The following is a 21,650-nucleotide window of genomic DNA, read 5'->3' as shown; positions in this document are numbered from 1 at the left end:
CAGGTGTCGAGCGTCGAACGCTGAGAGCCGGTGTTCCCGTTTGGAGATGAGATCCCGGACCAGACGGGCAAGCTCCTCACGGCTCATCGCGGTACCGGGGTGGGTACGCGATGGCGTGGCTTCACGGGCCTGCCGGAGTCGGTCATTGGGCACAGGCACATGGTACGACTCTTCCCCGGACTTCCCCCGCCGATGGACTGCCTTCCCCGGGGTGCTCCTGCCGACGCTCAGAGCATGGCGCAGAGGATCAAGACCCGACCGAACTTCCCGGAGGACCGGGACGGGGCCCTTGCCGGGCAGAGGGTGACGCTGGTCCGCGACGGCCGTCAGGAAGACGGCACGGTGATGACGTACCAACACTATGTGCCGTCGTACACGGTGCCTGTTCGGCTCGATAGCGGGGTGTGGACGGCCGCCACCGCCGAAGAGGTGGAGCCGCACGCACAGACGGCCTGAGACACGACGAAGGCCCCCGCCCGGTTGGACAGGGGCCTTCAGTGCGCCTAGGGCTACTCGGTGGCCGGTGCGGTCGACTGGGCCGTGGACGTTGCCGACGCCGGGGGAACCGTCGTGGACGTCGTTGGCTCATCCGTTCGGGTGATTGTCACCGGAGGCAGGGTCACAACCCGGGTGACTTCGATCCGCTGAGCGGGGAGCACCTGGGCCGGAGCCCCCGCCGTCCGAACCACGGTCACCGGGACGGACAGGGTGGAGACGGCCGTAGTGGTCGTCTGGGGCAGACGAGAGATGGCGGTACCGGTGTCGTCCGTCAGGACAGCCGCCGGAGAAGCCGGAGCCGGGGCGGTGTGGTTCCCGGAAAGGAAGATCAGGCCACCGGCGAAAGCGACGGAAGCACCGGCCAGGATGAACGCGTTACGGTTCCGCATTTCAGTTCTCCACTCCGGCCCGAAGGCCATTCGCTATCAACATCGCGTCGTACGCCAATTCGCCGTCAAGGCTCAAGAACACGGGCTCTCCGGTCTCTACCTCTTCAACCACGTAAAGGGCAGAAGCCCAGGAGGTGAGTCGGTACGCGCCGATCACTTGGCCCACCCCCGGAGCTGTCTGGCCTGCTGAAGCTCTGCCGGGGTGCAGCCGTAGCCACGCTTCGTGAGGTACGGGGAGTAGTCCTCCCAGCCAGTCAGAACGGCTCCGCAATCGGCAATGATTTCGTCTTCCGGGGTGTATTCGTCGTCACCCGCGCGGAATTGCCAGACGTGCGTCAGTTCGTGAGCAACCGTGGACTTCACGTAGCGGCATTCCATGAGGGTGGAAAACGCCACGGTCTCCGGTTCCGCCACGCCATAGTTGGACGCGTCGCCGGATAGCTCCTCCATTTCGGACGGGCCCACCAGGCGGAGCCACGCACGGTGTTCACCCAGCTCCTGAGCGGCTTGGGCCACCAGGGCGGCACGGTCACAGTCGGCCGACGCTGTACCGGTCACAGCCTTGGCCTGGGGGATGGTGCAAGAGATGATCAACAGGGCCCCGACCAGGGCACCTATCCATCGGGTCATCGCTCCTCCGTTTGGTTACGGAAGGCCACCCGGTGAGGGCTGGTCCGGGAACGACACCAACGAGATGACCGACCCCAACGGCGCGCGGTTCCGCGCGATCGACGGGATCGACCCGTACGAGCCCGGCTTCGACGACGCGCTCGCGGGCGGCGTCACCAGCGTCGTCATCAAACCCGGCTCCGGGAACCCCATCGGCGGGCAGACGATCGGCGTCAAGACCTGGGGCCGGACCGTGCTCGACATGATCTTCGCCGAGGGCGTCAGCGTGAAGAGCGCGCTCGGCGAAAACCCGAAGCGGGTCTATGGCGAGAAGAAGCAAACTCCGTCGACCAGGCTCGGCGTCGCGTCGACCATCCGCGACGCGTTCACCGCCGCGCGCAACTACGCCGCCCAGCGCGAGCACGCCGCCGGTGAGGGCAAGCCGTTCGACGTCGACCTGACCAAGGAGACGCTAGCCAAGGTCCTCGACGGCGAGCTGTACTGGGACCAGCACGTCCACCGCGCCGACGACATGGTGACCGCGATCCGGCTGGCCGACGAGTTCGGCTACAAGCTGGTGATCAACCACGGCACCGAAGGGCACCTGATCGCGGACCTGCTCGCCGAGCGGGACGTGCCGGTGATCCTCGGCCCGCTGTTCACCACCAAGTCCAAAGTGGAGCTGCGCAACCGCACCCTGCGCGCGCCCGGCATCCTCGCCAGGGCGGGCGTGCGGATCGCGATCACCACGGACCACCCCGTCGTGCCGATCAACTTCCTGGTGTACCAGGCCGCGCTGTCGGTGAAGGACGGTCTCGACCCGGAGACGGCGCTGAAGGCGCTGACCGTCAACCCCGCCGCGATGCTGGACCTCGACGACCAGGTCGGCTCGCTGAAGCCCGGCCTCGACGCCGACGTGGTCATCTGGTCGGGTGACCCGCTGGACGTGATGAACCGCGCCATGCGCGTGTTCGTGCGCGGGCGCGAGGTCTACCACTTCGACGAGGCGACCGGCGTCGGCGTCACCGAGGAGCGGCGCTACCGCGAAGGCTGACCCCGGCCTTGTCAGGGTGAGCGGCCTGTGCTCTCATGTGTTACACACTGGGGAGGATGTGTAACACATGAAGCGCTGGGTCTTCGTTCTCGTCGTCGGTCTCGGTTTCCTGGTCGTCACCTTGCTGTTCGCCCGCGAGGATCCGGACGTCATCAAATGCGGTGGCCGGATCATGGGCCCCGGTGACGTCTGCGAAAGCACCAAGGGTGGCCGCACCGTCGACGAGGACACCTACGACGAGATGAAGGCCGCCGCCGAGTCCAGGGCCGAGACGTTCCGCGACCACGGGCTCTGGATGGCAGGGGTCGGGGTGGCCCTGACCGGCTTGGGGGCGACGATGCTGATCCGCGGGAAACGGCGCAAGGCCCGGCAGGGCGGGCAGTGGGCGGCGCGGCCGGGCTTGCCGCAGCAGCAGGGTTTTCCGCAGCAGCAGGGTTTTCCGCAATCGCAGGGGTTCCCGCAATCGCCGGGATTTCCGCGGCAGGGCCATCCGCAGACTCACGGCGCTCAGTTCCCGCAGCCCCAGTGGCAGCCCGTGCCGGGGCAGCAGCCTCATCCGCCGCAGGGCGGATGGCCGCAGCAGGCGCCGCCCGGTCCGCCGCCACAGCAGTTCGGCCCGCCGGGGCACGGAGGCTCGTGAGGTACCTACTGGCTCCGGGGCGCTGTTGATCCCGGGGCCGGTCGGGAAGACCGGGGAGTGTCGCGAAAGCCACTTTCGAGACGTCTGATGTCCCGAAAGTGGCTTTCGCGACATGCTCGCCAGGACGGTGCCGCGCCCGGCCACGACCGACGTTGCGAAAGCCACTTTCGCAACGTTGAAGGTTGCGAAAGTGGCTTTCGCAACCCCTGCCAAGCCCGGCACCCAGCAGCACAGGCGAGCTCCGGAAACGCAACCCGTCCCCGCGGTAGGTGCACAAGACACCCTTCGCCCTAACCGTCCTTGCCACTCACGAGAGCAGCCTGCCGAGATCCAGCTTCACCGGAAACGGCTCGTCGGCACGGAATTCACCGGTCATGGCAGCGTCCCACGATCACTACTGGTGATCGTGTTAGCGCGGAGTGTCAGCCTTTCCGCAGTTCCCGCGCGATCACCATGCGCTGGATCTGGTTCGTGCCCTCGAAGATCTGCGGCACCTTCGCCTCCCGCATGTACCGCTCCACCGGGAAGTCCTTCGTGTACCCGGCGCCGCCGAGCACCTGCACGGCGTCGGTGGTCACCTTCATCGCGCCGTCGGTCGCGACGAGCTTCGCGATCGACGCCTGCCGCTGGAACGGCAGCCCGCGGTCGCGGCGGCGGGCGGCGTCGAGGTACATCGCGCGCGAGGTCTCGACCGTCGCGGCCATGTCGGCCAGCAGGAATTCCAGGCCCTGGAACTCGATGATCGGCCGCCCGAACTGCGTGCGGCCCTTCGCGTACTCGAGTGCCTCGTCCAGCGCGGCCTGCGCGAGCCCGACGGCGCAGGCGGCGATGCCCAGCCGTCCGGAGCTGAGCGACGACAGCGCGATCTTCAGCCCCTGGCCCTCTTCGCCGATCCGCCGGTCGGCGTCGACGGCGGCGTCCTCGAACATCAGCTGTGCCGTGGTCGACCCGGTGAGGCCCATCTTCCGCTCGGGCGGCGCGGCCGACAGGCCCGGCGTCGCCGCGTCGACGAGCAGGCAGGAGATGCCCTGTCCGCCGTCGTCGCTGGTGCGCACCATGGTCGTGTAGAAGTCGGCCTCACCCGCGTGGGTGATCCACGCCTTCGTACCGTTCACGACGTACTGGTCGCCGTCGAGCCGCGCGCGAGTGGACAACGCGGCCGCGTCGGAGCCGGCGTGGGTCTCCGAGAGCGCGTACGCGCCCAGCAGGCCGCCTTCCAGCATCGCGGGCAGCCAGCGGTCACGCTGCTCGTCGGTGCCGTGGTGTGCCAGCGCGAAGCAGGACATCGTGTGCACGGAGAGCCCGACGCCGACCGACATCCACGCGGCCGCGATCTCCTCCAGGACCTGCAGGTAGACCTCGTACGGCAGCTCGCCGCCGCCCCAGCGTTCCGAGTACGGCAGGCCGAGCAGGCCTGCCTGCCCGAGCAGCCGGAACTGCTCGCGCGGGAAGTGCGCGGTCTCCTCGTACTTGCTGGCGATCGGGGCGAGTTCCTCGCGCGCGATCTCCTTGGCCAGGTCGATCAGATCCTGGGCCTCGGTGCTGGGCAGCAGACGGTCCGCCGGCATGGCTCCTCCGAGCTGTACTAAAAACAGTACTGTGGGCTGATTGAGCGTACAGTAGACGGCGCTGGGGGTACATCGTTCGCGTAGGGGATAGTGATCCGATGACCTCGCGCCGCCAGCCCACCGCGCGTCAGAGAGCACTGCTCTCGGAGCTTGAAGCACTCTTTCTCGCCGAAGGGTTTTCCCAGTTCACGCTGGACGACCTGGCCGCCAGGCTCCGCTGCTCGAAGTCGACCCTCTACGCGCTCGCGCCCAGCAAGGAGCAGCTCGCGGTCAAGGTCGTGACCCACTTTTTCAAGGGCGCCGCCGAGTTGCTGGAGGAGCGGATCGCCGGGATCGACGACGCCCGCAAGATCCTCGGGGAGTACCTCGCCGGGATCTCCGAGTACCTGAATCGCGCTTCGGCCGCGTTCATGACCGACATCGCCGAATTCGCGCCGGCGCGGGACGCGTATCAGCTCAACAGCCGTGCCGCGGCCGGGCGGATCCGGTCGTTCATCGATCGCGGCGTCACCGACGGTGTTTTCCGCGAGGTGCACGCGCGGCTGATCGCGGAAATGGCGGGACTGATCATCGAGGGAATCCAGACCGGCGTGATCGGTCAGCGCACCGGCGTGACCGACGCCGAAGCGTTCACCGCGCTTTCGGAACTCCTCCTTGGGGGGATAGCGACAAAAAATGTCCTGAACTGACAATTCTGGTGATCCGGCCACCGCCTCGGCTAGCATCGCGCCCGTGATCGTCGTAGGTGGAGAGGCGCTGGTCGACCTCGTTCCCGGTGCACCATTGGATTCCACTGTGGACGGTGGGTTGCGCGCGCTCCTGCCCCGGATGGGTGGTGGTCCCTACAACGTCGCGCTCGCCGCCGGGCGGCTCGGCGTCCCGACGGGCTTCCTCTCACGCGTCTCCGAAGACCGCTTCGGCGTCGCGCTGGTGGACCGGCTGCACGCCTCCGGCGTCGACACCGCCTTGCTGCAGCGGGGAAACGAGCCGACGACACTCGCCGTCGTCGCGCTCGACGAGAAGGGTTCCGCGCGGTACACGTTCTACACCGAGGGCACCGCGGACAGGCTGGTCTCCGACCCCGGCCCGCTGCCGGAGGATGTGACGGCGCTCTCGCTCGGCACCCTCGGCATGGTCCTGGAGCCGGGCGCGAGCACGTACGAAACCGTGTTGCGCCGCGAATCCGCCCGCGGCGTCCTGACCGTGCTCGATCCGAACATCCGTGCGGCGCTGATCGCCGATCCGGCGGCGTACCGCGCGCGGTTCCAGTCCTGGCTGCCGCATGTCCGCCTGCTCAAGATCTCCGACGACGACACGGAATGGCTCGCCGAGGGCGCCGACCCGGTCGACGCGGCAAAGGTCTGGACCTCTTGCGGAGTCGATGCCGTCGTGCTCACCCGGGGCGCCCGGGGACTGTCCGTCATCACACGAGCGGGCGAAATCGCCCAGGTCCCGTCACGCCGGGTCGACGTCGTCGACACCATCGGCGCCGGCGACACCGTGCAGGGCGCCCTGCTGGCGTGGCTGTACTCGAACGGCGTGCGTGACTTGTCCACTCTCGACGCCGGCGGCTGGCGGACGGCGCTCGAATTCGCGGCGAAAGCGGCGTCGATCACCGTCTCGCGGAGCGGGGCGGAACCGCCGACGGCGGACGATATGGCATCCGCCGTGTGAACCTGGTCCCAAAGGGGCTGTTGTGAGCAACTCACCCGCTGCGCGTTGACCCCATTCTCGACTAGCGTAGAGGGGAATTCATACCCCAGCGGGGCGGTGTGCAGCGAGGCCGTGGGTCACGCGCGTGAAAGAGGGCGTACCTGTGGAACCTACAGGCGCCGCCGGCCCGTGCTGAACGTGAGAGGGACTTACATGTCCGACGCGACGACGGCTGCGGGGCAGTCCGGCGAGACCGCGACGCTGCGCCTGCCCAACGGCGAGCACGAGTTCAAGGTGATCCACCCGGTCGAGGGCGCGCCTGGGATCGAGCTGGGGAAGCTGCTGGCGACGACCGGGTACATCACCCACGACCCGGGGTTCGTGAACACCGGTGCCGCGTCGTCGGCCATCACCTACATCGACGGTGACGCCGGCATCCTGCGCTACCGCGGGTACCCGATCGAGCAGCTGGCCGAGAAGTCGACCTTCATCGAGGTCTCGTACCTGCTCATCTACGGCGAGCTGCCGACCCAGGCGCAGCTGGAGGAGTTCACCGGGAAGATCCAGCGGCACACCCTGCTGCACGAGGACCTCAAGGCCTTCTTCAGCGGCTTCCCGCGCGACGCGCACCCGATGCCGGTGCTCTCCAGCGCCGTATCCGCGCTGTCGACCTTCTACCAGGACTCGCTCAACCCGTTCGACGAAGCGAACGTGGAGCTGTCCACCATCCGCCTGCTGGCCAAGGTCCCGACCCTGGCCGCGTACGCGTACAAGAAGTCCGTCGGCCAGCCGCTGCTGTACCCGGACAACTCGCTCGGCCTGGTCGAGAACTTCCTGCGGATGACCTTCGGCTTCCCGGCCGAGCCCTACGAGGTCGACCCGGACGTCGCCAAGGCGCTCGACCTGCTGTTCATCCTGCACGCCGACCACGAGCAGAACTGCTCGACCTCGACCGTGCGTCTCGTCGGCTCCTCCGAGGCGAACCTGTTCGCCTCGATCTCGGCCGGGATCAACGCCCTGTTCGGCCCGCTGCACGGTGGCGCCAACAGCGCGGTCCTGGACATGCTCGAGGGCATCCAGGCCGAGGGCGGCGACGTCGCGAACTTCGTCACCCGCGTGAAGAACAAGGAAAAGGGTGTCCGCCTGATGGGCTTCGGACACCGGGTCTACAAGAACTATGACCCGCGCGCGAAGATCATCAAGAACACCGCGGACGAGATCCTCTCCAAGCTCAAGGGCGGCGACCAGCTGCTCGACATCGCGAAGAAGCTGGAAGAGACCGCGCTCTCGGACGACTACTTCATCGAGCGGAAGCTGTACCCGAACGTCGACTTCTACACCGGTCTGATCTACCGGGCGCTCGGCTTCCCGACGAAGTACTTCACCGTGCTGTTCGCGCTCGGCCGCCTGCCGGGCTGGATCGCGCACTGGCGCGAGATGATCCAGGACCCGGCCACCAAGATCGGCCGCCCGCGGCAGGTCTACACCGGCTACGCGTCGCGGGACTACGCGCCCATCTCGGAGCGCTGATCCCCCTCCCGCAAACGCCATAAAAGGTCCTTTCCTCGCGAAATCCGCGAGGAAAGGACCTTTGGCGTGCGGGGCCGGGGAAGCGCGCTTAGGGTTTCCCGAGTGACCAGAGAAGCCCCGGTAGTGCTGTGGTTCCGCCGCGACCTCCGCCTCGGCGACCACGCCGCCCTGCTGGAGGCTTCGAAGCACAGCAAGCACGTCCTCGCGCTGTACGTCCTCGACGACGCGCTCCTCAAGCCTTCCGGTGCCCCGCGCGTCGCGTTCCTGCACGGCTGCCTGAAGGCGCTGGATGATCAGCTCGGCGGACGGCTGATGCTCGTCAAGGGTGACCCGGCCACGGAGGTCGTCAAGGCCGCTCGCGAGGTCGGCGCCGCGACCGTGCACGTCAGCGCCGACACCGGCCCGTACGGCCGCCGCCGCGACGACGAGGTCAAGAAGGCGTTGGCGGAGCACGACATCGCCTGGGTCGAGACAGGCTCCTCGTACGCGATCACCCCCGGCCGCATCACCAAGCCGGACGGCGACCCCTATCGCGTCTTCACCCCGTTCTACCGTGCGTGGGTGCGCCACGGCTGGCCGCGCCCCGCCGACACCGGGAAGTCCATTGTGGACTGGGTGGAGCCACCGCGATCGGTCAAGCTCCCGAAATCCCCTTCGCTCAAAGGGATGGAGCTGCCCGAGCCCGGCGAGAAGGCGGCGTTGGAGCGCTGGCACGAGTTCCTGGACGACGGCCTGGAAACCTACGACGAGGATCGTGACCGGCCGGATCGTCCCGGCACGACAAGGCTTTCGCCGTATCTGCGCTGGGGTTGCGTCCACCCGCGCACCCTGCTGGCCGACCTCGCCGGCAACGAGGGATCCGGCGCCAAGGCGCTGCGCGGCGAGTTCGCCTGGCGCGAGTTCCACGCCGACGTCCTATGGCACCGGCCCGAAACCGCGCGGAAGAACTACGATTCCCGGTTCGACGCCATGGAATACGAGAGCGACGACGACGCTTTCCGGCGGTGGTGCGAGGGACGTACCGGGTTCCCGATCGTCGACGCCGGCATGCGGCAGCTGCTCGCCGAGGGCTGGATGCACAACCGCGTCCGGATGATCGTGGCGAGTTTCCTGGTCAAGGATCTGCATCTGCCGTGGTGGCTCGGCGCACGGCATTTCATGAGACATCTGGTCGACGGCGATCTCGCGTCGAACCAGCTGAACTGGCAGTGGGTCGCGGGCAGCGGCACCGACGCCGCGCCGTACTTCCGGATCTTCAACCCGACCACGCAGGGGGAGAAGTTCGATCCTTCCGGCGACTACGTCCGCCGTTACGTCCCCGAACTCCGCTCCGTGCGAGGCAAAGCCGTGCACAAGCCCGTCGACGTGCCCGGCTACCCCGCGCCCATGGTCGACCACGCCCACGAACGTCAGGTCGCCCTCGAGCGCTACGGCGCGATCAAAGGAACCTGAACGCGCGTGAAGGCCCCCTTCCCTCGGCTCAGCCGAGGGAAGGGGGCCTTCACGCGCGAACGGGTCAGCCCTTCAGGGCTTCCGAAAGCTTGATCCTGCTGCCGACCCGCAGCACGCTGTTCTGGTAGATCCGCGCGCCCAGCCAGGTGAACAGGGCGATGGCGCCCACGCTCAGGCCCAGCGACAGCACGATCTCCCACGTCTCGACGGTCCCGGCGGCGATCCGCGCGGGCATCAGCACCGGGGAAAGCAGCGGCACCAGGGAGAGCACCTTCGTGCCCGTGCCCTCCGGTGACTGGGCCAGCAGGTTGAACCCGACGACGAAGCCGAGGATCAGCACGATGTTGACCGGGCCGATCACGGACTGGGTGTCCTCCTGCCGGGAGACCAGTGAACCCATCGCGCCGTAGACGGTGGCGTACAACAGGAATCCGAGCAGGTACCACACGACACCCCACAGCAGGGCGCCCGTCGCGACCCCGGACAGCGTCAGCACGTTGGTCGCCGAAGCGACTATCAACCCGGCGCCGCCGATGATCACCAGCTGCGTCAGCCCGACCAGGCCGAGCCCGATCACCTTGCCCAGCAACAGATGCCACGGCCGGACCGTGGACAGCAGGATCTCCACCACCCGGCTGGACTTCTCTTCGACCACGCCCTGCGCGACCAGCGTCCCGTAGGTCACGATGCTCATGTACAGCAGCACCGCCACGATCAGCCCGATCACCGTCCGCTGTGCCTTCTCGGGGTCCGGCGGTTTGATCGAGTCGACCTCGACCTGGGTCTGGTGAACCGTGCGCATCACCTCGTCCGGCGACTTCTGGGCCTCGGACAGGATGCCGTTCAGCACTTCCTGCTGGGACACGCCGTTCAACAGGGAACGCAGCTTCGTGTCCAATTCGGACTTGACGAGCACCTTCAGCTCGGTGGCGTTGCCGGACAGCAGCGCGTCCAGGTCGCCGTTCTCGACCTGCGCCCGGCCCTGCGCCGGATCGGCGACCGTGACGGTCTCGATCTTTTCGCCGATGGCCTCGCCCGCGGTCTTCAGCTGCTGCGCGATCCCGGCGGTCTGGCCGGTGAGCCCGACCTTGCTCTTGTCCTCGTTGCTGATCAGCGTGGACTGCAGCAGGACGTACCCCATCAGCATGACCAGCAGCACGGCGGTGCCGATCACGAAGGACCTGGTGCGCAGCCGGGTGTTCAGCTCGCGTTTGGCGATCAGCCAGACCGCGCGCCACGAAGATACGGTGTTCATGCGGAAACTCCCTGTGCCGCCGGCTTCTCGGCGACCGCGTCGCGGAAGAGCTCGGTCAGCGAACGCCTGCGTTTGGTGAACTCCGTGACCGGGCCGGTGGCCAGCGCCGCGGCGAGCACGGCCTGGTCGTCGGCTCCGGCCTCGAGTTCGAGGATCGTCGTCGGTCCGTTCTGCTCGACCGCCCGGACACCGGGAACGGACGAAGCCCAGCCGGGCGAGGCGGCGGGCGCGGTGACGACGAGACCGTTGCCCGCGCCGGCGGTCAGCTCCGCGACGGTACCGGAGGCGACCATCCGTCCACTTCGGATGATGCCGACGCGGTCGCACAGCCGCTCGACCAGATCCAGCTGGTGACTGGAGAACACCACCGGCACCCCGGTCGCGGCCTTCTCGCGCAGCACTCCGCTCATCACGTCCACGGCCAGCGGGTCGAGGCCGGAGAACGGCTCGTCGAGCACCAGCACCTTGGGGTCGTGCACCAGCGCCGCGGCGAGCTGCACACGCTGCTGGTTGCCGAGGCTCAGCTTCTGGACCTCGTCCTTGCGCCGTTCGGTCAGCCCGAGGCGGGCGATCCAGTTCTCGGCGCTGCGGTGGGCGTCGTTGGCCGACATCCCGTGCAGTTCGGCGAGGTAGACCAGCTGCTCCAGCACCTTCATCTTCGGGTACAGCCCGCGTTCCTCCGGCATGTACCCGATGTGCGTGCGGGTCTCGTGGGTGATCGGGGCGCCGTCGTAGCGCACCTGGCCGGAGTCGGCCGCGAGCACTCCGAGCACGATCCGCATCGTGGTGGTCTTGCCCGCGCCGTTGCTGCCGACGAACCCGAACAGCTCACCGGGCTGGACCTCGAAGCTCACCTCGTCCAGCGCGACCTTCGCGCCGTACCGCTTGGAGATCCGATCGATCTCCAGCTTCCCCTCGCTCATTTCCACTTCCCCTCTTCGAAATACCGCACCAGCGCCGTGAATCCCCGATGGACGCCGGAAACCGTGCGGTTGCGCTGGATCAGCCCGTCCAGCTTGACGTTGCTCACCACCGAAGTGGCCCGGTACACCAGGGCCGCCCGGCCCGCGCCGGCGAGGACCCCACCCGCCACCAGCACGACGGCGACCACGCCGATGGACAACCTGTACCGTTTCTTGTCCCCGGTCATACCGGAGGCACCCCCTCGAAGTCGGTGTAGTCCTCGGGGTCGTCGTCCGGCAACGACCAGCCGAGCATGACGACGGGCACCGTGGTGCCGGCGACCAGCAGCGCACAGGCCATCATCGCGCCACCGCCCTTGGGGCCGGGGACCAGGAGGCCGTACACCACCGCGAACAGCATCATCGCCACCAGGATCTGGTAGCTGACGTAGGTGACGCGGTGACGCATCTCCCGCTCGCGCTCGTCGAGCCGCATCGAGAAACCGCCGCTCATCTTGCCGGTGAGGATGCGAAGCAGGTACTGCGCGCCGCCCGCCACGACGCCTCCGCCGAGCCAGCCTACGAGGAAGGCTCCCGTCTGACCTGTCTGGTAGAAGACGGCGCCGCCGATCAGCATCAGATCGCCCGCCAGCACCAGCACGGTCAACGTCCGCCGCCGCTTCCTCGTGCGCCAGGCCGGAAGCCTCAGCGCTCGCTTGCGTTCCAGTTCGTCCAGCCGTTCCTGCTGGCGCTCCCAGTACGCCACGAGCCGGCCTCGCCCTTCACTCATGCTCCCCCCTCCCGGTAGACCTGAGTGGACAGTGGCGTGAACGGTTCGCGGCTGAACACGGCCTCGACCGGGAGGTCGAACACCGCGCAGATGCGGAACGCCAGGTCCAGGCTCGGATAGTGGTCCCCCCGTTCGAGCGCGCCGATGGTCTGCGGGTTGACCTCGACGGCCGCCGCGAGGGCGGCCCTGCTCAGTCCGCGCTCGGCCCGGAGCACGGGAAGCCGGTTGTAGATCGGCAGCTCTTTGCCGCGCCTTACCGGGCTCATAGAACATACTGTTGCAAAAACCCAACGACGCGTCAAGCTGAGGGCATGACTCACCGCATTCAGCGGACTAAATGCGGAAGGTCAGGCGAGGCCGGCGAGCGATTTGTCGACAAGTTCCTGGACGCGGCCGCGGGCGGCCTCGGCGTCCGCGGCGACCAGGCCGAGCCGGGTGCGGCGCTCCAAGACGTCCTCGACGTCGAGGGCGCCCTCGTGCCGCACGGCCCAGACGACTTCCGCCGCGCTGATCTCGGCGCCGTCGAACAGGGGCAGGCCCAGTTCCGGATCGACCTCGCCGAGGGCGGCGACTCGCGGCGCTTCGGTGCCGTACTTCGAGACCAGCCGCGGCGACGCGTCCACAGTGGACAAACGGTGGCGTGGTGTCGCGCCGAGCAGCGGGAGCCGGGACGTGGTCGACGGCCCGGCGAGGAGCCCGGACCGTTTCAGCGCCGCGTCGACGGCGTCCTCGGCCATCTTGCGGTACGTCGTCAGCTTGCCGCCCACGACGGTGAGCACACCGTCGGCGCCGGTCACCACCGCGTGTTTGCGCGAGAGATCCGCGCTGCGTCCGCCGCCCTCGACCAGCGGCCGCAGCCCGGCGAACGATCCCGCGACGTCGTCCCGCGTCAGCGGGCGGGTGAACGCCGTCGACGCCACTTCGAGCAGGAAGTCCACATCGGACTCCGGTACGGACGGCACGCGCGGGACCGGGCCGTCGGTCGGCTCGTCGGTGACGCCGACGAACACCCGGCCGTCCGGTTGCGGCAGCAGGAAGACGAAGCGGTTGTTCTCGCCGGGCACGGGCACGTTGACCGACGTCGCGCCGATCGGCGCCGCCCCGGCGGCCAGAATGAGATGCGAACCGCGGGAAGGCCGCAGCCGCACCGATTCCGCCAGTTCGCCCGCCCAGACGCCGGTCGCGTTGATCACCTGGCGGGCGTGGATCTCGACCTCCTGCCCGGTGAGCCTGTCCCTGGCCAGCACCGATTCCGCGTCGAGCCGGAGCGCTTCGACCTTCGTCAGGATCTTCGCGCCGCGCGCCGCCGCCGTGCGTGCCAGGTTCACGACCAGGCGCGCGTCGTCGGTCAGTGCGCCGTCGTAGGCCAGCAGCGCTCCGCGCAGGCCTTGCGGGGACAGGCCGGGTGCGAGCGCCAGCGCCTCCGCGGCCGGGATCGACCTCGGCCGCGGCAGCACCGACGCCGGTGTGCCCGCCGCGCGGCGGAGGCCGTCGCCGGCGAGGAGGCCGGTCATGATGAACGCCTGCTGGCCACGGGAGGTCTCGCGGTACAAGGGGAACAGCTGCGGGAGCGCCCTGGTGAGATGCGGGGCCGTGCGGGTCATCAGGATGCCGCGTTCGACGGCGCTTTCGTGCGCCAGTGCCAGATCGCCCTTGGCCAGGTACCGGAGGCCGCCGTGGACGAGCTTGCTGGACCAGCGTGACGTCCCGTACGCCAGGTCGTACGCCTCGATCAGGGCCACCGAGAGCCCGCGCGCGGCCGCGTCCAGCGCGATCCCGGCGCCGGTGACACCGCCGCCGACCACCACCAGATCGACCCGCTCACCGCCGGCCAGCGCCGTGAGTTCCCGGTCGCGCCGCAGGGCGTTGAGCGAGCCCGGCGTCACGGCCGCAACGCCGCGTCGAGTACGTGGGCGAATTCCGCCATCAGCTCCTTCTCGTTCACGTCCGCGGTGGCGGGGCGGTAGGAGAACGCGAAGGACTGGATGAGCAGCAGCAGGGTGCGCGCCTGCGAAGGCAGGTCGCCCTCGCGGATCGAGCCGTCTTCGTGGCCGGACTTCAGCAGGTGCAGGATCACGCCTTCGGCGAACCGCTGTGTCTTTCCGAACCGCTCGACGATGTAGGGCAGGACGAGTTCGGAGTCGAGGTCCAGCAGGGTGCGGAACAACGGGTCGCCCGAAAGCGCGGCGACGGCGGCGGACGAACTCTGGACGAGCTTCTCGCGGAAGTTGGCGGGCTCGACCTCCGGCTCGGCGGCGCTCTGCAGCAGGCCGCCGAATTCACGGGTCATGAGGGTCGCGAGCACGCTGCGCACATCCGGGAACCGGCGGTAGACGGTCATCCGGCTGACCTTCGCGGTGCGGGCGATCTCGGCGAGGGTGGTCCGCCTCACGCCGACCGCGAGCACGCACTTCTTCGCGGCGTCGAGCAGAACGTCGTCGGACACGCGCGTCGAGGCCTGGCGGGATCGGGTGTCCGCCAGCGCCGAAACGCCTGTTTCCGCAGGTGAGTGACGTTTTACGTCCATGTGTAACACTGTAGTCGTGACGGAGCTTATTGACCACCGGTTAAGACGATCCTGGACGCCCGAAGGCGGTGACGCGGCCCACCTTCCGGCGAAGGCCTTGAGGTGGCTCGTCCAGCGTATCGGTCCGCTGGGCTCCGCGGCGCCCCTCGCGCCCGATTCGGCCCTGTCCGTTCCCGATTCGGCGCTGAGCGAACAGCCGAAACGAGACCTCGAAGAACTCGTCGGCGCCGAGCATGTCCTGCTGTCGCCGGGGGAGCGGCTCGCCAGGGCGGGCGGTCTGTCCTATCTGGACCTGGTACGGCGGCGCGGGTTCGGTGATTTTCCGGTACCGGACGCCGTCGTCCTGCCGGAGAATCCCGCCGAAGTCCAGTCGTTGTTGGAGATCTGTGCCCGGCACGACGTCGGTGTCGTCCCGTTCGGCGGCGGGACGTCGGTGGTCGGCGGGGTCGCGGCGCTGCGCGGGGACAAGAGCGCGGTGATCGCGCTCGACCTCACCCGGCTCGGTGACCTCGTCTCCGTCGACCCGGTGTCCCGGATCGCGGTCCTGCAGGCGGGCCTCACCGGGCCGGAGGCGGACCGGCTGCTCGCCGGGCACGGCTTCACCCTCGGTCACGTGCCCCAGTCCTACGAACGGGCCACCATCGGCGGTTTCGCCGCGACCCGGTCCGCCGGTCAGGCGTCGTCGGGCTACGGACGCTTCGAGGACATGGTCAAGGGTGTCCGGCTAGCGACCCCGCACGGGGAATGGAAACTCGGCGTCGCGCCGGCGTCCGCCGCGGGACCCGACCTGAGGCAGCTGGCCATCGGCAGCGAAGGCGCGCTCGGGGTGATCACCGAGGTCGCCCTCCGTGTCCGCCCGGTGCCGGAAGTGCGCCGTTACGAGGGTTATGTCCTGGATGGCTGGGAGAAGGGCACCGACGCGGTCCGCGAACTCGCCCAGCGGCACGTGCTCGCGGACGTCACGCGACTGTCCGATGTGGACGAAAGCGAGGTTTCGCTCGCGCTCAACGACAGTTTGAAGACGAAGGCGTTGCGCCGGTATCTCAAGGCGCGCGGTGTCCACGCGCCGTGCCTGCTGATCGTCGGCTGGGAAGGCGCGTCGAAGCGCGAGGTCGACCGGCGCCGCCGAGAGACCACCGGCGTATTGAAGGAGTTCGGTGCCGTCCGCATCGGGGCCGCGCTCGGCGAATCCTGGCGCCGCGGCCGGTTCTCCGGCCCTCGGCAGCGGGATGCCCTGATGGACAACGGTGTCTGCGTCGAAACCCTGGAAACCGCCACGTACTGGGCGGAACTGAGCGACCTGCGCGACGCGGTCCGTGCCGCGCTCACCGCGACGCTCGGCAACGCCATCATCATGTGTCACGTCTCGCACGCGTACGAAACGGGCGCGTCGCTGTACTTCACCGTGCTCACCGCGCGCGACGAGGCCGACCCGGTCGGCCAATGGCAGCGGGCGAAGGCGGCGGCCTCGGAGGCGATCACCGGGATCGGCACGATCTCGCATCACCACGCCGTCGGCGTCGACCACGCGCGCTATCTGGCGGCGGAGATCGGCGAGATCGGCGTCGAGGTGTTGCGAGCGGCGAAGAAGGCCATCGACCCTGCCGGGATCCTCAATCCCGGGAAGCTTCTCTGACCAGGGTGCCGGCTTCGACCAGCGTGCAGTCCAGACCGTGCGTTTCGGCGGGGATCCCTTCCAGTGCCGCGGCCCGGCGCTGTTCGAGGTCGGCGACGCGGATATGCCTGCCGTCCACCAGGATCGGCAGGCGGATGTCCGCGGCGCCGACGTACGCCACGACGTCGTCTAGCACGGTGCCGTCGTCGAGGGTGATGGCCGGGGCGGTCAGCCGCACCAGGTTGTAACGCTGTCCTTTGCCTTCGCAGCGATCGAGGACGGCGAGCTGCTCCGGCGTCGCGAACCAGACGGAGTGCTCTTCGACGACACCGGGCGCGGCGGCGAGCGTGGCGGGCCGTTGCCCGTCCCGGAACCGCAGACCGGACGCCCAGACCGCGGCCAGGTCGGCGCAGCGCGCGTGACAGACGACGACCGGGCCGGTCAGCCCCATGTGCTCCCGCAGCCAGGTGATCTTGGACGGGCACGCGTTCGAGCCGTAGGCCAGCACGGCCTGGCGTTCGCGCCAGCCCTCCGGCGCGGTGTCGAGGCTGTGCCCGGCGCCGTCGAAGTGGACGAACGAATGCCCCGGCCGCGCTCCCGGATACGGATCGGCGGGGAAATCGGCGTCGGTGAAGAGTTTCACCAGGTCACCACGCTGCGGAGCACGTCGCCGTGGTGCATGCGCTCGAAGGCCTGCTCGACGCCGTCGAGGGCGATCCGCTCGGTGACGAACTTGTCGAGCGGGAGCCTGCCCTGGAGATAGAGGTCGATCAGCATCGGGAAATCGCGCGAGGGCAGGCAATCGCCGTACCACGACGACTTGAGCGAGCCGCCGCGCGAGAAGAAGTCGATCAGCGGCAGATCAAGCCGCATGTCCGGGGTCGGGACGCCGACCAGCACGACCGTGCCCGCCAGATCCCGGCCGTAGAACGCCTGCCGCCACGTCTCGGGCCTGCCCACCGCGTCGATCACGACGTCCGCGCCGAACGAATCGGTGAACTCCCGGATCGCCTCGACGACCTGGTCTTCGCTCAAACCCTTGCTGTTCAGCGTGTGCGTGGCGCCGAAGTCCCTGGCCCAGGTGAGCTTCCGGTCGTCGGTGTCGACGGCGACGATGGTCTTCGCGCCGGCCAGGTTCGCCCCGGCGATCGCGGCGTCGCCGACACCACCGCAGCCGATGACCGCCACGGAATCGCCGCGGCTCACGGCGCCGGTGTTCAGCGCCGCGCCGAGGCCGGCCATCACCCCGCAGCCGAGCAGCCCGGCGACGGCCGGTTCGGCGGCGGGGTCGACCTTCGTGCATTGTCCACTGTGGACGAGCGTCTTCTCGAGGAACGCCCCGACGCCCAGCGCCGGTGACAGGGCGGTGCCGTCGGCCAGCGTCATCGGCCGCGCGGCGTTGAACGTCGAGAAGCAGTACCAGGGCTTGCCCCGGCGGCAGGTCCGGCAGGTGCCGCAGACCGCGCGCCAGTTCAGGATCACGTAGTCGCCCGGTTCGAGGCCGGTGACGCCGTCGCCGACGGCCTCCACGAACCCCGCGGCCTCGTGGCCGAGCAGGAACGGGAATTCGTCGTTGATCCCGCCCTCGCGGTAGTGCAGGTCGGTATGGCAGACGCCGCACGCCTTGACCGAGACGACGGCCTCGCCGGGCCCGGGGTCGGGCACCGTCACGGGCTCCAGCGAGACCGGTTCACCCTTGGCGCGGGAAACGACGCCCTGGACCTCGTACGGCATGCGCACCTCCGAGTCGACGAACTCCGAGCTTGCCACGGGGGCGGCCCGGATCGCGACATCCGCTCGGGTGCGGTACCGATTCAGTGCCCAGGCGTGATGATGTACGCGATTCCGCCGGGACCACTGGAAACGCCGCCATTCGTGTTGTACCGCTTGGTGCGCTGCCAGATCGTTTCGAACTGGTGTCGTTTGTAGACGTTCCGGACCCGGTCGTTGCTGTTGGCGGCCGGGTCGTTGGCGATCACGTCACCGTCCTTCGTGAAGCCGACGACGACCATGATGTGCCCGGCGGTGCCGTAGCCCGCGCCGTCGAGTTCCTCGGCCTTGAACGACTGCGACGTGATCACCGGGATACCGCGCGCGATGTAGTTCTCGAGTTCGTTCAAGGAGTGCAAACGGGTGATGTGCCCACGCAGTCCGAGTGAAGCGGCGTACGCGGTGTTGAACGGCCAGTTGCCTGTCCCGTCGTAGGCGTAGTCGAACGTGTGGCGGGCGGCGTACGCGACGGTCGGGTCGACGTAACCCTCCGGGATCCACTTCATGTCCTCGGCCTTGGGCCGTTTGCCCCAGTACTCGACGACCATTTCGGTGGAGGTGGGGCTGCACCAGTTCTCGCCGCCCCCGCCGTACTCCGGGAACTGTCCTTTGTGGAGGTTCTGCGCGTAGGCGGGCACCTTGAGCTCGATGCCGGTGGCGCGGCCCGGTTTCGTCGCCTTGACCTCGAAGCGGTCCGGGACCAGCGACGTCATCGCGCCGACCGACGTCACCGACGGCGTGGCGCCGGAGCCGGCCTCGCGGTACAGGCTGACGCGCAGCCGGTACGAGCGCAGCGCGACTCCGGCCTTCATGACCAGCGTGTCGACGTCGACCGCGGCGTTGGCGTCGCTCTGGCCGTCGACGCTGGTGCGCTTGATGTCGGCGTCCCCGCTCGCCCACCGGCCCATGACGTACCAGGACGTCTCCGTGCCCGTGGCGGTGCGGCCCTTCGCCTCGACCTTGATCCACGTCTTGGCCGGCGTCTTGGCGTTCCACGAGGCGACCAGCTGGGAGGCGTCGAAGCCCTGCGTGTGGCTCCCGGACGTCCACTGGCCGTATTCGTAGGTCTTCGTGGTGCCGAGTGCGGGTTCGGTGTGCTCGACCGTGCCGATCGGGCGGTCGATGCGCAGCGCGCCGTGGTCGAGGCCGAGCCCTTCGAGCCTGCCGTCACGGAAACCGTGGTGACCGGACCAGTCGTGGAAGTCGATCGACTCGTCGTCCGGGCGGCCGGGACCGGCCTCCGCCGTCTGTGCCGTCACCGCGGTCATCGTCGCGATCGTCAGCAGCGTGACCAGCCCTCGTATCCGCATCCGGCGCTCCATCCCTCGAGTCCACCCAGTAGGGAAGGGATTTTCGCCGGTCGCGCGAGGTATGTAAACAGTTCGCCGTTCAATCACGCGAGTTACGCGCCCAATCACGCGAGTTACGCCCCCCGATCACGCGAGTTACGCCTCTGGTCCCTGAGCCGACGGCCGGCTCGTGTGATCAGACGGCGAACTCGCGTGTGTGAAGGCGTAACTCGCGTGTTTGAAGGCGTAACTCAGGCGAGCGGGTTCGGCAGCAGGAGTTCCGTGTTCTGGTCCTGGGCGGTGCCGACGGCGGAGAGCGAGGCGTGGATGTCGTTGTAGGAGAACTCCCGGTAAAGCGACGCAAGCGCTTGCGTGGACGTGTCCGTGTACGACGCCTCGTACGGGGCTTCCGCCTCGATCAGGGTCGTGAACAGCGACAACGTGCCGTCGGCGTTGTCGGCGACCTCGATGATCCGCGCGTGCTGCGGGAAGTCGATATGCGAGGCGGTGTTGATCTCCCAGAAGCTCTGCTTCGCGGTCTTGCCGGCGTGCGGGGTGATCTTGTTGTGGTGCGTGTGCCCGTTCACCCACGCCAGCACGTTCGGGAACCGGTGCAGCAGCGAGACGAAAGTGTCGCCGTTGAGCCGGATCTCCAGCGGGTGGCGCGCGTCCGGCAGCACGTTGCCCATGGTGTCGCTGGTGTGGTGGCTGAACAGGATGAACAGCTCGTCCGTCACGTTCTGCGTGACCTTGCGCCCGAAGAAGTCGTAGTACGTCGAGCTGTTGCGCTTGAGCGTATTCTCCACCCAGGTGAACTGCCCGAGCCCGATCGATCCGTCGGCCAGCCCGGCCATCGTCGTGGTGTCGAGGCTGATGCCGGTGATCCCCGGCGCGATGCGGAAGGTGTAGTACACGTTCCGTCCGTCGGCGTTGTTCTCGCTGAACCCGTGGCCGACCGGGCCGGGCCCGGTGTTGGCGGAGTCGAGGTGGTGGCGCACGAATTCCGCGGTGCTGAACGGCCGTCGTCGCTCGTCCGGGGTGATCTCGCGGATCGTGCCCGAACCGCCGAACAGCTCCGTGACCGGGACGCCGGCGCCGGACCCGATCGCCTTGGCGAGCTTCCGCGACGTCGTCTCGTCCTTGCCGATCACCTTGAACCTGCCGGTGTACCAGCCGTCCATCCCCGGGAAGTCCGGCACGGTGCCGACGATGCTGTCGTCGTGGTTGCCGAAGGTGCAGAACCACGGGACGTCGAGGCCGGGCGAGGTGAAGGTGTTCGAGGCCGCGTCGAGCAGGCCGGGCAGCTGCGGGAAGCCCTTCTTCGTGTACGCGTCGTCCAGCGTCTTGCCGGGGTTCCAGTAGTGCGAGGACCCGGACGTCTGGACGCCTTCGTGCACGTCCGGGTCGCCCGAAGTCGGATTCACCGTGCCGCCGTTGAGCACCTTGAGGAACCATTCGAGCTCGATGAGCTCGTGGTTGTCGGTGTTGTCGCCGGTGGTGACCATGAAGTCGATCGGCCGTCCGGTGAACGGGCCTGCCTTCAGGCTGTTCACCCGCTCCACCAGTGCCGTCGTCGCGACGGGGCCGAGGGTTTCCTGCGGCCGGTGCGCCGAACCGACGAACGGGTGCAGGTACTCGAACCGCGCCGGGCTTTCGGCGTCGGTGAAGTGCAGGTCGGTGAACTGCGCGAAGGAGGCCATCGCGCGGCGCCGGTCGTCGCGGCCGGACTTCGGCGCGGCCAGATCGCCGCGGACCACGAGCGGCCAGCCGGGCCCCGCGGTCAGCCGCGTGTAGCCGGGGCCGCTGGTCCGCGGGGCAGCCGCGGCTTCGAGCGTGGTCCCCGCGGTGCGCACCGCCCGGGTCGTGGTGCGCGCCAGTGCCCGGTCGAGCGCGTTGGCAGTCGGCGTGCACAGCAGCAGGCCGACGCCGGCGGCGCCTGCCGCGGTGAAGGTGCGCCTCGAGATGACGGACATGGCGGTGCCCCCAGTCGTCGCGGATGGATGTCGCGGAAGGACGATGCCGCAAGACGTTAGCCGTGAGGTGAACGCCAGAAAAGGGTAATGCGAAAATTTGTCACGTTTGGCGGAATACCAAAGAAGCCAAGCGCGC

Annotated in this window: 20 protein-coding genes and 1 pseudogene; 8 read left to right on the top strand and 13 right to left on the bottom strand. The window is 68.5% G+C overall.

Annotated features, from left to right (window positions below; translation table 11 throughout):
- Positions 1 to 234: 234 nt before the first annotated feature.
- Positions 235 to 456, top strand: coding sequence for a hypothetical protein (locus ACZ1DY_RS38995; RefSeq protein ID WP_465482637.1), 222 nt, complete (start codon positions 235 to 237; stop codon positions 454 to 456).
- 584 nt (positions 457 to 1,040) lie between these two features.
- On the opposite strand, the gene ACZ1DY_RS38990 is transcribed toward ACZ1DY_RS38995, so the two are convergent.
- Positions 1,041 to 1,517 carry a hypothetical protein gene (locus ACZ1DY_RS38990; RefSeq protein ID WP_465485838.1) on the bottom strand — a complete coding sequence of 159 codons (477 nt, stop codon included), beginning with the start codon at positions 1,515 to 1,517 and terminating at the stop codon, positions 1,041 to 1,043.
- A gap of 31 nt (positions 1,518 to 1,548) precedes the next feature.
- On the opposite strand from ACZ1DY_RS38990, the pseudogene ACZ1DY_RS38985 reads away from it, so the two are divergent.
- Both ACZ1DY_RS38985 and ACZ1DY_RS38980 read left to right on the top strand, forming a co-directional pair.
- Positions 1,549 to 2,550, top strand: a pseudogene (locus ACZ1DY_RS38985) (amidohydrolase); the annotation flags it as partial.
- A gap of 67 nt (positions 2,551 to 2,617) precedes the next feature.
- Positions 2,618 to 3,190, top strand: coding sequence for a hypothetical protein (locus ACZ1DY_RS38980; RefSeq protein ID WP_257484103.1), 573 nt, complete (start codon positions 2,618 to 2,620; stop codon positions 3,188 to 3,190).
- A 422-nt stretch (positions 3,191 to 3,612) separates the two neighbouring features.
- Here ACZ1DY_RS38980 and ACZ1DY_RS38975 read toward each other — a convergent pair whose 3' ends face one another.
- Positions 3,613 to 4,758, bottom strand: a complete 1,146-nt coding sequence (locus ACZ1DY_RS38975; RefSeq protein ID WP_457959660.1) for an acyl-CoA dehydrogenase family protein — start codon at positions 4,756 to 4,758, stop codon at positions 3,613 to 3,615.
- Positions 4,759 to 4,856: 98 nt separating this feature from the next.
- Here ACZ1DY_RS38975 and ACZ1DY_RS38970 point away from each other — a divergent pair, with 98 nt between their 5' ends.
- The 4 genes from ACZ1DY_RS38970 to ACZ1DY_RS38955 all read left to right on the top strand — a co-directional run bounded on the left by ACZ1DY_RS38970 (position 4,857) and on the right by ACZ1DY_RS38955 (position 9,393).
- Complete coding sequence (locus ACZ1DY_RS38970; RefSeq protein ID WP_126730536.1) at positions 4,857 to 5,447, top strand: TetR/AcrR family transcriptional regulator; 591 nt, start codon at positions 4,857 to 4,859, stop codon at positions 5,445 to 5,447.
- Positions 5,448 to 5,490: 43 nt separating this feature from the next.
- Positions 5,491 to 6,432, top strand: coding sequence for a carbohydrate kinase family protein (locus tag ACZ1DY_RS38965; RefSeq protein WP_465482636.1), 942 nt, complete (start codon positions 5,491 to 5,493; stop codon positions 6,430 to 6,432).
- A gap of 192 nt (positions 6,433 to 6,624) precedes the next feature.
- The gene (locus tag ACZ1DY_RS38960) at positions 6,625 to 7,941 is read left to right on the top strand and encodes a citrate synthase (RefSeq protein WP_465482635.1); all 1,317 of its coding nucleotides are present in this window, start codon (positions 6,625 to 6,627) and stop codon (positions 7,939 to 7,941) included.
- 102 nt (positions 7,942 to 8,043) lie between these two features.
- Positions 8,044 to 9,393 (top strand): cryptochrome/photolyase family protein, encoded by a 1,350-nt coding sequence (locus tag ACZ1DY_RS38955; RefSeq protein WP_465482634.1) that lies wholly within the window; start codon positions 8,044 to 8,046, stop codon positions 9,391 to 9,393.
- Positions 9,394 to 9,457: 64 nt separating this feature from the next.
- On the opposite strand, the gene ACZ1DY_RS38950 is transcribed toward ACZ1DY_RS38955, so the two are convergent.
- The 7 genes from ACZ1DY_RS38950 to ACZ1DY_RS38920 all read right to left on the bottom strand — a co-directional run bounded on the left by ACZ1DY_RS38950 (position 9,458) and on the right by ACZ1DY_RS38920 (position 14,786).
- The gene (locus ACZ1DY_RS38950; protein WP_126730541.1) at positions 9,458 to 10,648 is read right to left on the bottom strand and encodes an ABC transporter permease; all 1,191 of its coding nucleotides are present in this window, start codon (positions 10,646 to 10,648) and stop codon (positions 9,458 to 9,460) included.
- Positions 10,645 to 11,571, bottom strand: a complete 927-nt coding sequence (locus ACZ1DY_RS38945; RefSeq protein WP_126730542.1) for an ABC transporter ATP-binding protein — start codon at positions 11,569 to 11,571, stop codon at positions 10,645 to 10,647. Before ACZ1DY_RS38945 ends, ACZ1DY_RS38950 begins: the two co-directional genes overlap by 4 nt.
- Positions 11,568 to 11,798: a hypothetical protein gene (locus ACZ1DY_RS38940; RefSeq protein WP_126730544.1), complete on the bottom strand. Its 231-nt coding sequence runs from the start codon at positions 11,796 to 11,798 to the stop codon at positions 11,568 to 11,570. The genes ACZ1DY_RS38945 and ACZ1DY_RS38940 overlap by 4 nt, the downstream gene beginning before the upstream one ends.
- Complete coding sequence (locus ACZ1DY_RS38935) at positions 11,795 to 12,340, bottom strand: hypothetical protein (RefSeq protein ID WP_257484109.1); 546 nt, start codon at positions 12,338 to 12,340, stop codon at positions 11,795 to 11,797. Before ACZ1DY_RS38935 ends, ACZ1DY_RS38940 begins: the two co-directional genes overlap by 4 nt.
- Positions 12,337 to 12,606, bottom strand: coding sequence for a helix-turn-helix transcriptional regulator (locus ACZ1DY_RS38930; RefSeq protein WP_126730549.1), 270 nt, complete (start codon positions 12,604 to 12,606; stop codon positions 12,337 to 12,339). Before ACZ1DY_RS38930 ends, ACZ1DY_RS38935 begins: the two co-directional genes overlap by 4 nt.
- Positions 12,607 to 12,687: 81 nt before the next feature.
- Positions 12,688 to 14,226, bottom strand: coding sequence for a glycerol-3-phosphate dehydrogenase/oxidase (locus tag ACZ1DY_RS38925; protein WP_465482633.1), 1,539 nt, complete (start codon positions 14,224 to 14,226; stop codon positions 12,688 to 12,690).
- The gene (locus ACZ1DY_RS38920; RefSeq protein ID WP_126730682.1) at positions 14,223 to 14,786 is read right to left on the bottom strand and encodes a TetR/AcrR family transcriptional regulator; all 564 of its coding nucleotides are present in this window, start codon (positions 14,784 to 14,786) and stop codon (positions 14,223 to 14,225) included. The genes ACZ1DY_RS38925 and ACZ1DY_RS38920 overlap by 4 nt, the downstream gene beginning before the upstream one ends.
- 97 nt (positions 14,787 to 14,883) lie before the next feature.
- Here ACZ1DY_RS38920 and ACZ1DY_RS38915 point away from each other — a divergent pair, with 97 nt between their 5' ends.
- Positions 14,884 to 16,503 (top strand): FAD-binding oxidoreductase, encoded by a 1,620-nt coding sequence (locus tag ACZ1DY_RS38915; protein WP_465482632.1) that lies wholly within the window; start codon positions 14,884 to 14,886, stop codon positions 16,501 to 16,503.
- Here the strand turns inward: ACZ1DY_RS38915 and ACZ1DY_RS38910 are convergent.
- The 4 genes from ACZ1DY_RS38910 to ACZ1DY_RS38895 all read right to left on the bottom strand — a co-directional run bounded on the left by ACZ1DY_RS38910 (position 16,481) and on the right by ACZ1DY_RS38895 (position 21,514).
- Positions 16,481 to 17,128, bottom strand: a complete 648-nt coding sequence (locus ACZ1DY_RS38910) for a gamma-glutamylcyclotransferase family protein (protein WP_126730553.1) — start codon at positions 17,126 to 17,128, stop codon at positions 16,481 to 16,483. The genes ACZ1DY_RS38915 and ACZ1DY_RS38910 overlap by 23 nt on opposite strands.
- Positions 17,122 to 18,216, bottom strand: a complete 1,095-nt coding sequence (locus tag ACZ1DY_RS38905; protein WP_465482631.1) for an S-(hydroxymethyl)mycothiol dehydrogenase — start codon at positions 18,214 to 18,216, stop codon at positions 17,122 to 17,124. The genes ACZ1DY_RS38910 and ACZ1DY_RS38905 overlap by 7 nt, the downstream gene beginning before the upstream one ends.
- An 80-nt stretch (positions 18,217 to 18,296) precedes the next feature.
- On the bottom strand, positions 18,297 to 19,562 hold the full coding sequence (locus ACZ1DY_RS38900) for a peptidase C39 family protein (protein ID WP_465482630.1): 1,266 nt from the start codon (positions 19,560 to 19,562) through the stop codon (positions 18,297 to 18,299).
- A gap of 230 nt (positions 19,563 to 19,792) precedes the next feature.
- On the bottom strand, positions 19,793 to 21,514 hold the full coding sequence (locus tag ACZ1DY_RS38895; protein WP_465482629.1) for a TIGR03767 family metallophosphoesterase: 1,722 nt from the start codon (positions 21,512 to 21,514) through the stop codon (positions 19,793 to 19,795).
- Positions 21,515 to 21,650: the final 136 nt, after the last annotated feature.

This window comes from Amycolatopsis sp. PSD-21, from assembly GCF_055561455.1.
Note: the sequence above shows the minus strand (reverse complement) of the source record. Positions and strands in the feature narration are given on the sequence as shown.